This window comes from Marseilla massiliensis (genome assembly GCF_016899855.1).
Lineage (GTDB): Bacteria > Bacteroidota > Bacteroidia > Bacteroidales > Bacteroidaceae > Prevotella.
In genome coordinates this window covers 1-13,082 of record NZ_JACJJG010000072.1, presented here as the reverse complement: position 1 = coordinate 13,082, position 13,082 = coordinate 1, and the positions used below count along the sequence as shown (strand labels likewise).

The 13,082-nt window shown below is 43.4% G+C and carries 11 protein-coding genes; 9 read left to right on the top strand and 2 right to left on the bottom strand.

Translation table 11 applies throughout. The annotated features are described in order from the left end of the window. The 9 genes from H6A34_RS10820 to H6A34_RS10780 all read left to right on the top strand — a co-directional run. The coding region (locus H6A34_RS10820; RefSeq protein WP_205105526.1) for a transposase at positions 1 to 225 on the top strand (225 nt) is incomplete at its 5' end. Positions 226 to 488: 263 nt separating this feature from the next. Further along, the gene (locus tag H6A34_RS10815) at positions 489 to 1,655 is read left to right on the top strand and encodes an aldose epimerase family protein (RefSeq protein WP_205105525.1); all 1,167 of its coding nucleotides are present in this window, start codon (positions 489 to 491) and stop codon (positions 1,653 to 1,655) included. A gap of 49 nt (positions 1,656 to 1,704) precedes the next feature. Next, the gene (locus tag H6A34_RS10810) at positions 1,705 to 3,447 is read left to right on the top strand and encodes a sodium:solute symporter (RefSeq protein ID WP_205105524.1); all 1,743 of its coding nucleotides are present in this window, start codon (positions 1,705 to 1,707) and stop codon (positions 3,445 to 3,447) included. Positions 3,448 to 3,526: 79 nt separating this feature from the next. After that, positions 3,527 to 4,204, top strand: coding sequence for an NUDIX hydrolase (locus H6A34_RS10805; protein ID WP_021948655.1), 678 nt, complete (start codon positions 3,527 to 3,529; stop codon positions 4,202 to 4,204). A 3-nt stretch (positions 4,205 to 4,207) separates the two neighbouring features. Continuing rightward, positions 4,208 to 4,900: an L-ribulose-5-phosphate 4-epimerase gene (locus H6A34_RS10800; protein WP_021948654.1), complete on the top strand. Its 693-nt coding sequence runs from the start codon at positions 4,208 to 4,210 to the stop codon at positions 4,898 to 4,900. Positions 4,901 to 4,946: 46 nt separating this feature from the next. Next, positions 4,947 to 6,488 carry an L-arabinose isomerase gene (gene araA / locus H6A34_RS10795; RefSeq protein WP_205105523.1) on the top strand — a complete coding sequence of 514 codons (1,542 nt, stop codon included), beginning with the start codon at positions 4,947 to 4,949 and terminating at the stop codon, positions 6,486 to 6,488. Positions 6,489 to 6,623: 135 nt separating this feature from the next. Continuing rightward, a complete protein-coding gene (locus H6A34_RS10790) occupies positions 6,624 to 8,303 on the top strand; it encodes a ribulokinase (RefSeq protein ID WP_205105522.1) in 1,680 nt (559 codons plus the stop codon). A 602-nt stretch (positions 8,304 to 8,905) separates the two neighbouring features. Further along, complete coding sequence (locus H6A34_RS10785; RefSeq protein WP_205105521.1) at positions 8,906 to 10,924, top strand: transketolase family protein; 2,019 nt, start codon at positions 8,906 to 8,908, stop codon at positions 10,922 to 10,924. Positions 10,925 to 10,927: 3 nt separating this feature from the next. Continuing rightward, positions 10,928 to 11,368 carry an RpiB/LacA/LacB family sugar-phosphate isomerase gene (locus H6A34_RS10780; RefSeq protein ID WP_021948650.1) on the top strand — a complete coding sequence of 147 codons (441 nt, stop codon included), beginning with the start codon at positions 10,928 to 10,930 and terminating at the stop codon, positions 11,366 to 11,368. A 273-nt stretch (positions 11,369 to 11,641) separates the two neighbouring features. Here the strand turns inward: H6A34_RS10780 and galE are convergent, their stop codons facing one another. Together galE and H6A34_RS10770 are read right to left on the bottom strand one after the other, a co-directional pair. Then, positions 11,642 to 12,688, bottom strand: coding sequence for a UDP-glucose 4-epimerase GalE (galE, locus tag H6A34_RS10775; protein ID WP_205105520.1), 1,047 nt, complete (start codon positions 12,686 to 12,688; stop codon positions 11,642 to 11,644). 193 nt (positions 12,689 to 12,881) lie between these two features. Beyond that, positions 12,882 to 13,082, bottom strand: a 201-nt coding sequence (locus tag H6A34_RS10770; RefSeq protein ID WP_205105519.1) for a hypothetical protein, incomplete at its 5' end; no start/stop codon positions are given.

The following is a 13,082-nucleotide window of genomic DNA, read 5'->3' as shown; positions in this document are numbered from 1 at the left end:
AACTCGCTCATGGACCTGCACGACAAAATCCTGCTGCGGAAAAGGGCGCTCATTGAAACCGTCAACGACGAACTCAAGAGTGTATGCTACATTGAGCATACCAGGCACCGCAGCATTGACGGATTTGCTTCCAACCTGATTGCAGGGCTTATCACATACAACCTGCTTCCTAAGAAACCGTCACTCAATATTGACATCATTGATAAAAGCAGGCTTATTGCATAAGATTATTATACCGAACTCACGTTAAATTATGTCCCTACAATGGATGAAACTCTATCTTTATGAGGCATTACCTTATACCGAACTCACGTCAAATTAGCAATAGAGTACAGGAACCGTATTCATACGTCATAAATAAAACTTATAAAACACTTTATTTAAAAGTTGAAAAAAAACATTTTAATAAATTAAAATATCCAGCATTATATTGCAAGTACAAAAATAAATTGTAATTTTACACCCAAACAACTTAATAATCAAAAAAGATGAAAGGCATAATATCAAAAATTGTTATCTGTGGAATAATGTTAGGCGCAGTTTCGTCTTGCACAGAAGAGAAAAAAGCAACGTTAACCGCTTCAGGACTTAATCCGACAGCTTTCGACACTGTTATTAACAAAAAGCCTGTAAAGTTATACTCATTAAGAAACGCTAATGGTATGGAAGTTTGTATAACCAATTTTGGCGGTCGTGTAGTCTCCATAATTGTACCAGACAAAAAGGGCAACCCTATAGACGTTGTTCTTGGATACGATAACATAGCACAATACGCCGACTCAGTCAATAGTCCAAGCGACTTCGGCTCAACGGTCGGCAGATACGCCAACCGTATTAATAAAGGTAAACTCATTGTTGATAATTCAGAATACCAACTTCCACAAAACAATTTTGGACACTGTCTACATGGAGGGCCATCAGGATGGATGTATCAGGTTTACGACGCCGTACAACCTAATGACTCTACATTAGAGCTGAGCATTGTATCTCCAGATGGAGATAACGGTTTCCCAGGAACCATAAATGCAAAGACTACATACAAAATCTTAAGTAACAATACACTTGATATCGTATTTGAAGCTATGACGGATAAACCGACGGTGGTAAACATGACAAACCACAGTTATTTCAACCTTAACGGCGATCCATCAACTGAAGGTACGAACATGATATTGTACGTTAATGCGGACAACTATACCCCCGCAGACTCAACTTACATGACAACGGGGGAGATTAAGCCTGTAGCCAATACGCCTATGGATTTCCGAAAACCTCGTGTTATTGCCGAAACAATCAACGACTCTACATTCGACCAAATCAAGAACGCAGAAGGATATGACCATAACTGGTGTCTCAATACATATAAAGACGGTAAGGGTGACGACAAAACTGTAGCAGCCTCGTTATACTCTCCGAAAACTGGTATCCTGCTTGAAATGTTTACCAACGAGCCTGGAGTTCAAGTATATACGGGCAATTTCCAAGGTACAGGAGTAAAATGCAAACATGGGATAAAATATCCCAAACATGTGTCTGTTTGTCTTGAAAGCCAAAAATATCCGGATTCTCCCAACAAAAAGGACTGGCCTTCACCATACTTAAACCCTGGAGAAAAATACTACAGCCATGTAGCTTATAAATTCAGCGTAAAATAAATATTTATCCAAACTTTACCTTGATAAAGAACTAATAAGAATAAAAAAAATGAACTGGAACACAAATGAGTTTATTTGGCTTGACTGGGCGATTCTGTTTGTAGGAATTTTCCTGGTCGGGTGGATGGTATATCGAGCCATTCAAAAGGACAAACGTCAACAAAAAGGCGCAGACAGTGAGGACTACCTATTTGGAAAAGGTGAGCCATGGTACATAATTGGAGCAGCGATTTTCGCGGCAAATATCGGCTCTGAACATCTTGTCGGATTAGCCGGAACAGGAGCAAAAAGTGGTGTCGGCATGGCCCATTGGGAAATGCAGGGATGGATGATACTTATATTGGGATGGTTATTCGTGCCATTCTATCAATTGCTTAACAATAAAATGGGCAAAATCATTACAATGCCTGATTTCTTAAAATACCGTTATACACCGGCAACAGGCTCATGGCTGTCAATTATCACGCTTATCGCATACATTCTTACCAAAGTAAGCGTTACCGCATATACAGGTGGTATTTTCTTTGAATTCTTATTAGGATTGCCTTTCTGGTATGGAGCTGTAGGTTTGATTGTGCTAACTGGTATTTTTACCGTATTCGGTGGAATGAAAGGTGTCATGACACTTTCCGCTATACAAACCCCGATTTTGATAATAGGTTCATTTCTCGTTCTTTTCCTCGGACTCGCAGCATTGGGTGACGGTAGCGTAACCGAGGGTTGGACATTGATGATGGATCATGCACGAAATGCCATGAATATAGGCACAGACGGACATGCATATGGAGCAAACCACATGTTCCACTGGTCTGAAGGTGACCCTATGTATAAAGAATATCCTGGTTTTTGGGTATTTATTGGAGCATCAATCATTGGTTTTTGGTATTGGTGTACCGACCAACACATTGTACAACGTGTATTAGGCCAGCGTAAGGGTGAAGCCGATGATGTTGTCATGAAACGTGCACGTAGGGGAACTATCGCTGCTGGATATTTTAAGATCTTGCCAGTATTCATGTTCTTAATACCCGGAATGGTAGCTGCAGCATTAGCGTCACGTGGAGAATTTGATTTGTCTAATACAGATGCCGCATTTGCCGTTATGGTAAAAGATGTGCTTCCTGCCGGAGTGAAAGGTATTGTAACGATTGGTTTTATATGCGCTCTTGTAACATCCTTAGCCGCATTCTTCAACTCATGTGCGACACTGTTCACTGAGGATTTCTATAAACCAATGTTTAAGGGGAAAAGCGAAGCTACTTACGTGCTTGTCGGCCGCATTGCGACAGTAGTAGTTGTTGTATTAGGCTTGGCTTGGATACCGGTAATGATGAGCCTTGGCAACTTGTATAACTATTTACAAGGCATTCAGTCCTTGTTGGCACCGGCAATGGTAGCTGTATTCGCATTAGGTATATTCTCAAAAAGAATAACACCAATGGCCGGCCAGACTGGTATGATTGTAGGATTTTTAATCGGAATGCTCCGTTTAGTTACAAACGTTATTACAAACACGGGAGCAAACGAAATGACCGGATGGTTCTGGGAAAATACTACATGGTTCTGGCAGACGAACTGGCTGATATTCGAGATCTGGTTGTTAGTATTCCTCATCATTATGATGTTTATCGTCTCAATGTTTACGAAGAAGCCAACAGCACAACAAATTGAAGCAATAACATTTACCGGTGATTACAAAAAACTGATAAAGCAAAGCTGGAACAAATGGGATATCATCGCAACATTAGGTGTAATCGCTTTATGTGCAGCATTCTACGCTTACTTCTGGTAAGAGTCTACAAACAGCGTCGTTGCCTGCCATGACATGAGTATGGCAGGCAACGAAAATACAGAAAATACCAAACTGATTAATGACAACTTATTATAACGAACATTCAAAAGTCTTTGTATCCGTAGACTGTATCATTTTCGGATTTGAGGACAAGAAGTTAAAATTACTTCTTGGTAAAAGACACATGGATCCAGGAAGAGGCGAATGGTCGCTATATGGTGGTTTCGTCGAGGAAGATGAAAGCCTTGACGATGCCGCCAACCGCGTACTATACGAACTTACCGGACTCAGAGGCCTTTACATGAAACAGGTAGGTGCATTCGGAGCGATAGACCGTGACCCTGGAGAAAGGGTTGTTTCAATAGCATATTGCGCCCTAATCAATGTAAGGGATTATGACCAAAAGTTATTAAATGAGCATCAAGTGGAATGGGTAAATCTCGAAAACCTACCCGAATTATATTCCGACCATAACGACATGGTCACCAAAGCTATTACATTGCTACGCAGGAGAATCTCCTCCGAGCCACTAAGTTTTAACCTATTGCCCTCACTTTTTACATTAACCCAGCTACAGAATGTATATGAGGCAATACTCGGCGAAAACATTGACAAGCGCAATTTCCGTAAGCGGACAAAGACTATCGATTATATTGAGAAAACAGACAAGATAGACAAAATAACTTCAAAACGCGGGGCTGCACTTTATCGCTTCAACAAACAGGCGTATATAGACGACCCCATATTCAAATTATAAGCCATGTTAGAAGAACTTAAAGAAAAAGTGTTCAAGGCCAACTTAGATTTGGTAAAACACAATTTAGTAATATTCACGTGGGGAAACGTGTCAGGTATTGACAGGGAAAAAGGTCTCGTTGTAATAAAGCCATCCGGTGTAAGTTACGAAACAATGAAAGCATCGGATATGGTTGTTGTTGACCTACTCACAGGTAAAACTGTTGAAGGAGAATTAAACCCCTCTTCAGACACCCCTACACATTTAGTTTTATATAGGGCCTTTCCTGAAATCGGAGGCATTGTACACACTCATTCCACCTATGCTACGGCATGGGCTCAAGCAGGCAAAGATATTCCCAATATAGGGACAACCCATGCAGACTATTTTCACGATGCAATTCCATGCACGAAGGATATGACGGCTGAGCAGATGGGCGAATATGAAAAAGAAACAGGAACGGTTATCGTCGAACGCTTTAAGGATGTGAACTATGTACACACTCCCGGCGTATTGGTAAAGAACCACGGTCCATTCTCATGGGGAAAAGATCCAGATAACGCCGTGTACAATGCAGTTGTCATGGAACAAGTGGCAAAGATGGCTTTTGTATCTTTCTCCGTCAATCCGGATACGACAATGAATCCTTTACTCATTGAAAAGCATTTCAGCCGCAAACACGGCCCCAATGCTTATTACGGACAAAAGAAAAAGTGATTATATAAATAGCAAACTAATAAAATAACTAATAAAATCAAGGACTATGGTTAAAGCATTTGAAAACTTTGAAGTGTGGTTCATAACTGGAGCACAACTTCTTTACGGAGGTGACGCAGTAGCACAAGTAGACGGTCATTCAAAAGAAATGGTTGACGGCCTTAATAATTCCGGACGTCTGCCTATAAAGGTTGTATATAAAGGAACGGCAAACAGCAGCAAGGAAGTAACAGAACTCTTTGCGGCTGCCAACAATGAAAAGAAATGTATCGGTGTAATAACATGGATGCACACATTTTCTCCTGCAAAAATGTGGATTCACGGATTGCAGATCCTGCATAAGCCCCTACTCCACCTTCATACACAATTCAACGATGAAATACCATGGAATTCCATCGACATGGACTTCATGAACCTTAATCAAAGCGCGCACGGCGACCGTGAATTCGGCCACATAATCGCACGTATGCGTATAAGAAGGAAACTCGTTGTTGGTTATTGGAAAGAGGCGAAAACCCAAGAGCATATAGCAGTATGGGAACGTGTGTGCGCGGCATGGGCTGACGCTCAGGACATGCTTATCATACGTTTCGGAGACCAGATGAACAACGTTGCCGTAACCGATGGCGACAAAGTGGCAGCAGAACAAGTACTCGGATATCATGTAGATTATTGTCCGTTTAGCGAGGTATTGGAATATTTCAAGGCTATAAATGACGAGGATGTCAACAATCTTGTTGCCACCTATTTCACAGAATATGAACATGATTCTGAACTTGAAGACAAATCATCCACAGCATACAAGAAGGTATGGAACGCCGCTAAAGCAGAGCTTGCTTTACGTGCCATCCTGAAAGCTAAAGGCGCAAAAGGATTCACAACAAACTTTGACGATCTCGGTGACGTAGCAGTAGAGGAATCCGGAATGGGATTCGACCAAATCCCTGGCCTCGCCTCACAACGCCTCATGGCTGAAGGCTACGGTTTCGGCGCTGAGGGCGACTGGAAGTCTGCTGCTCTCTACCGCACAGTATGGTTCATGACACAAGGCATGGACAACGGTTGCTCGTTCCTCGAGGACTACACACTCAACTTCAACGGTGAGCAGAGCGCCATACTGCAATCTCACATGTTGGAAGTAAGTCCACTCATCGCAGCTGCGAAACCACGTCTTGAGGTTCATTTCCTCGGTATCGGAGTAAGAAAGAGCGAAACAGCAAGACTTGTATTCACTTCAAAAGTCGGCAAAGGCGTAACAGCTACCGTTGTAGATCTTGGCAACAGATTCCGCATGATCGTGAACGACGTTAAATGCATAGAACCGAAGCCGCTGCCCAAACTGCCTGTTGCCTCTGCACTTTGGGTACCACAGCCTAATTTCGAAGTAGGCGCAGGCTGCTGGATTTATGCTGGCGGAACACACCACAGCTGCTTCTCTTACGACCTTACAGATGAATACTGGCAGGATTATGCCGAAATAGCAGGTATTGAATGCGTATTCATCAACGAAAATACCAAGGTTGACGAATTCCGCAAGGAACTACGCTTCAATGAAGTTTACTACATGCTAAACAAGGCATTACTCTAAATTTTCCATAATTCAAAGAAGCTACAGAGGCTTTGGCTATAAGTCAATTAAATTTATATGACATTTATATACAGACACTAAGCCTCCGCCTCTATAGCTTCTTTTATTTATACTGAACCCAAAATCTTAGTCAACATGAAGAAATACGTTATAGGTTTGGATTACGGTAGCGATTCGGCACGCGCGTTGGTGGTAAACGCCAATACCGGCGAAATCCTTGCAACGAGCGTGAAATATTATCCACGCTGGAAAAAAGGACTATACTGTGACCCAAAGACCAACCAATGGCGGCAGCACCCAAAAGATTATCTTGAAGTACTTGAAGCCACTGTCACTGACGCTTTGAGCCAATGTGCAAAAGACGTTGCGGAGAACGTTGTAGGAATTGCATTCGACACGACAGGCTCCACACCGGCGTTTACCGATGAAAACGGAACACCGCTGGCTATGCTGCCGGAATTCGCCGAGAATCCCAATGCAATGTTCGTTCTTTGGAAAGACCATACTGCCGTAAAAGAAGCAGAGGAAATAAACGAAGCTTGCGCCAAGTCGGACGTAAACTATATAAAATATGAAGGCGGTATATACTCGGCTGAATGGTACTGGGCCAAAGCTCTGCATATCTTGCGTGAAGACCCGGAGGTGGCAAAAAGAGCTTATTCAATAGTTGAATACTGCGAATGGTTGCCCGCCGTCTTAACAGGAGTTAAATCCTCAAAAGACATCATACGCAGCCGTTGCGCGTGCGGACACAAGGCAATGTGGCATGAAGAATGGGGAGGACTCCCTCCAGAGGAGTTCCTGACATCCATCGACAAAAAGCTTTCCGGCTTCCGCGACCGTCTGTTCACAACAACGGAGACTGCAGACAAACCGGTAGGACATCTATGCAAGGAATGGGCACAACGACTCGGACTTAACGAAAACGTAATCGTTGCCGGCGGTGCATACGACTGCCATATGGGCGCGGTAGGAGCCGGCGTAACCCCACATACACTTGTACGTGTTATCGGAACCTCGACCTGTGACGTAATGGTAGCGTCATATGACGAAATTGGAAGTAAATGCATCAAGGGTATTTGCGGCCAGGTAGACGGCAGCGTAATACCAGGAATGGTAGGACTCGAGGCCGGACAATCAAGCTTCGGCGACGTTTATGCCATGTTCAGGCGCATACTCGAATATCCTGTCCGCAGCATTTTGCCACAAACCGCCGAAAATAAACTTAGCAAGGAGGAAGTGGACAAAATCATAGAAGACACATGCGACAGGATAATTGTCAAATTAACCGAAGATGCGGAGAAAATTCCTGTAAGCGAAAGCACCATGATAGCAACGGACTGGATTAACGGTCGCCGCACACCCGACGCCAACCAAATGCTGAAAGGCACTATAGCCGGCTTTACACTCGGCACCACAGCCCCACTGATCTTCCGTGCGCTCGTAGAGGCCACGGCCTACGGCACCAAGGCAATAGTCGACCGATTCGAAAACGAAGGTATCGTAATAGACAATGTTATCGGTATAGGAGGCATTGCACTTAAATCACCGTTTGTGATGCAGACCATGTGCGACGTCATAAACAAGCCTATAAAAGTATGCAATACTGACCAGGCTTGCGCTCTCGGCGCAGCTATGTTTGCGGCAACAGCTGCCGGAGTATACGCAAAAGTAGAAGACGCTATACAACACATGAACAGCGGATTCTCAAAAGAATACAAGCCTAATCCAGAAAACGTAAAACTCTATTCTGAGATTTACAAAAAGTATTCTACACTCGGTGAGTTTACTGAAAAACAATTATTTAATGAATAAACCGCCTGATGCATTAGCGTGTATTGCCGACTAGCAACCGGCATTCAAGCAAAATCATCAGACTACCACAAAGTCAAAAGGTGCCCTTTTATTGAATAAAAGAGCACCTTTTGTTATGTAAGAGGCGCCCTTTTACATAACAATTCACGGCCTTTCGCAACTCTGCTGACTATCAACAATTTACCGAATCAACAAAATACAGGTTTACGTATACGTCAAACCGATTATTATAGCATAAGATACAAGCTGCCCACTAAATACATTCCACCTTTTCATTACAGTCAGAATGTATACTCAAGACGATGTACAAACCATAAAAATACAAGGCAAAGAAAAATGATTGAAATCCATCATGAACTAAAAATGAGACTATTTTTAATTAAAAAGAGACAATATGTAACGGCAATGTATCAAAATGTTAAGTTACTGAAAGTTTGGACGAATTTTCCTTTTGTATTCTCATAAAAAATAATTATCTTTGCAATGATAACGCTCATAAATCGGAATATCAAGACTGTAGGAAACAGTTAAAGTAAAAGCAAGGTTGTCATATATACCATAAGAACACGCCATAAAGCAACTAACGTTTAATACTATATATAATGAACGACAAAAACTTAATGAACAAAGCAGCCGACAACATCCGAATTTTAGCTGCGTCAATGGTAGAGAAAGCAAAATCCGGACACCCTGGCGGTGCCATGGGAGGTGCAGATTTCATCAACGTGTTATTCTCCGAATTCTTAGTCTACGACCCTGAAAACCCTTCATGGGAAGGCCGTGATCGTTTCTTCCTTGACCCGGGACACATGTCTCCCATGCTTTATAGCGCACTTTGCCTGCAAGGCAAATTCACGACTGAAGAGCTTGCGGAGTTCCGCCAGTGGGGTTCACCTACTCCCGGCCATCCCGAACGCGACATCAACCGTGGAATAGAAAATACATCCGGTCCTCTGGGACAAGGCCATACGTTCGCCGCTGGAGCTGCAGTCGCAGAAAAGTTCCTTGAGGCTCGCCTCGGCAAAGAAGTTATGCAGCATAAGATTTATGCGTATATCTCAGACGGAGGTGTAGAAGAGGAAATATCGCAAGGTACGGGTAGAATTGCCGGTCTGCTGGGACTTAACAACCTCATTATGTTCTACGACTCAAACGACATACAGCTTTCGACTGAATGTAATGCCGTAATGAACGAGGACACTGAAGCTAAATACAAAGCATGGGGATGGAACGTTATCAAAATAAACGGTAATGACCCTGACGAAATACGCACTGCCTTGTCTGCAGCGCAGAAAGAAGAACACCGCCCTACCCTTATCATCGGAAAAACAGTAATGGGTAAAGGCGCACTCAAAGACGACGGTTCAAGTTATGAGCATAGTATAAAAACACACGGTGCACCGTTGGGAGGAGATGCATACGTAAATACAATAAAGAACTTAGGCGGCAATCCGGACAATCCGTTCCAGGTATTCCCTGAAGTTAAGGAACTCTATGCAAGACGCGCGGAAGAACTTAAAAAGATTGTTGCGGAACGCCGTGCGGCAGAAGCTGAATGGGCAAAAGCCAATCCGGAAAAAGCCGCGCAGATGAAAGAATGGTTCAGCGGGAAAGCCCCCAAAGTTGATTGGAACGCAGTGGTACAGAAGGAAGGTTCCGCAACACGTGCCGCTTCAGCAGCCTGCCTCAGTGTTCTCGCGGAACAAGTGCCTAATATGATATGCTCTTCTGCCGACCTGTCAAATAGTGATAAAACGGATGGCTTCCTGAAAAAGACTACAGCATTCACCAAGGACGACTTCAGCGGAGCGTTCTTCCAGGCAGGTGTTAGCGAGCTTACGATGGCATGCATGTGTATCGGTATGTATCTCCACGGAGGCGTAATCCCTGCATGTGGTACATTCTTCGTATTCTCAGACTATATGAAACCGGCTGTACGCATGGCTGCATTGATGGAAGTGCCAATCAAGTTTATCTGGACTCATGATGCATTCCGTGTAGGCGAAGACGGCCCCACACACGAACCAGTAGAACAGGAAGCACAAATCAGGCTGATGGAAAAACTTAAAAACCATCACGGTAAAGACAGCGTACGCGTATTCCGTCCTGCCGATGCTGACGAGACTACCGTATGCTGGGCCATGGCTATGGAGAACACGGAAACACCGACAGCATTGATTTTCTCTCGCCAGAACATTGCAAAACTTCCCGTAGGCAATGATTATGAACAAGCCCGCAAAGGAGCGTATGTAGTTGCAGGCTCGGACGATAACTTCGATGTTATTTTGCTGGCTGACGGTTCCGAAGTATCAACACTTGTTGCCGGAGCGGAACTGTTACGCAAAGACGGTCTGAAAATAAGGATTGTAAGTGTTCCAAGTGAAGGACTGTTCCGATGCCAAAGCAAGGAATATCAAGAGAGTATCCTTCCGAAAGGCGCTAAGATCTTCGGTATGACAGCAGGCTTGCCCGTAACTCTTGAAGGACTTGTAGGCGCCAACGGAAAAGTATTTGGAATGCCAAGCTTCGGATTCTCGGCTCCTTATAAAGTATTGGACGAAAAACTCGGATACACCGCCGAGAATGTATATAAACAAGTTAAATCTTTTATGGAGGAATAAGCCATGGAAATCAAGACTGTGGGAATAGCCAGCGACCACGCAGGCTACCCGTTAAAGAAGTTTGTTGTACAGTATCTGGAACAACATGAATATCCATACAAAGACTACGGCACATACAGCGACATGAGTTGTGACTATCCTGACTTTGCGCATGCACTGGCAGAGGGCATTGAACATGGCGACGTGTATCCTGGCATTGCTATCTGCGGAAGCGGTGAAGGCATGGCTATCACGCTGAATAAACATCAAGACGTGCGTGCCGGCCTGGCTTGGTGTCCAGAAGTTGGAGGACTTATCCGCCAACACAATGACGCAAATGTGTTAGTGCTCCCTGGCCGTTTCATAGATAACAAGACTGCGGAGAAGATACTTGATGCATTCTTTACCACTACGTTTGAAGGCGGACGTCACCAACGCCGTGTCGAAAAGATAGCGTTTAAGTAATCATAACGATGAATGCCGTGCCGCAAATCTCCGCGGCACGGCATTCTTGTTTTTATCATTAAAGCTACACATATAAATTATTCCTCTTGAAAAGAGGCTCATTCCAAGCTATGCAAATAACTGCTAAAACAAAAACCGTTATGGTGAGAAGACGCAAGCCTCATCACGTAAAATACTCAAACAATAAGAAATAAATGACAGTGGACGGCATTAATGTGCCGTCCACTGTCATTTATTTCTTAGCTTAGAAAGCTGGTAAAAAAGCAATTATGTCTACTTACCTTGCTTTGATTCTTCATCAAGCTTAAGCTGCCACTTCCATGCCGAGCGCAACGTATCGTCAAGATTAGTTTCAGCTTTCCATCCAAGCACGGTATTTGCCTTTTCCGGATCAGCCCAGACTTTCTCTATATCACCCTCACGACGAGGTGCATATTCCCAATTTACCTTGACGCCCGTTGCACGTTCGAAACCTTCAACTACCTCTAACGTGCTGACTCCTCGCCCTGTACCGATATTGAAAATCTCGACAGCATCAGTGTCGTCATTGTCAAGCACACGAGCCATTGCCTTAACATGAGCCTTGGCTAGATCAACAACATAAATATAATCACGTATGCATGTGCCGTCAGGAGTATTATAATCGTTACCGAAAATCTTGAGCTGCTTACGTATACCGATAGCTGTCTGCGTAACAAACGGTATGAGGTTCATAGGCGTACCGTTAGGCAACTCACCGATAAGAGCTGACGGATGGGCACCGATAGGATTAAAGTATCTTAGAATAACGGACTTGATTGGAGCCCCGCTATGTATATAGTCATGGATTATTTCCTCGTTAATCTGCTTGGTATTACCATATGGGCTAAGCGCTTTCTGTATGGGAGCATTCTCCGTTACAGGCAGGTTCTCTGCCGAAGGCTGTCCATACACAGTGCAACTTGAAGAAAATATTATACCCTTAACACCATGACGTGGCATTAATTCAAGGATGTTAAGCAGGCTCGTTATATTATTACGGTAATACAAGAGGGGCTTCTGTACACTTTCACCGACAGCTTTGCTCGCGGCAAAATGGATTATGCCTTTTATGTCTCCATATTTTGAAAAGACGTCATCCATGGCCTTGAAATCACAGCAATCAACGTTCTCGAACGCAGGACGGACACCCGTTATCTTTTCGATACCGTCAACAACGTCGGCTCTTGAATTTGACAAGTTATCTACAATTACAACCTTGTAACCAGCCTGTTGCAACTCTACAACGGTATGAGAACCGATAAAACCAGTGCCGCCGGTTACCAAAATAGTCTGTTTCATTAGTTAACGCATTTAAAGTTCACAGTGATGCAAAGCTAAACATATTTTTGCTAATGACAAAATATCATGTACAAAAAAGCATAAAGTAAAGAAAACATGCCTCGATAAAATTACAAAACATGGCCTTTTGATATATAAAAGACGGCATATCGGCCAGTAAAAGACCGCCTTTCATTAGCTGATTTGCCGCATATTACAATACATCAAATAATTCACCATGCCGTCCTAGCACAATCACCGGATGGTAAACAAGAACTTGAATCGATAAATTCAGGTTCAAGAATGGCGCAAGGATATTGCCGCCATTACGAAAATTAATACTCGAGTTCGGGATAATGAAGTAAGATAAAAAGTTGGTAATCTCGCAAAAATTTTGTACCTTTATAGTTGAAAA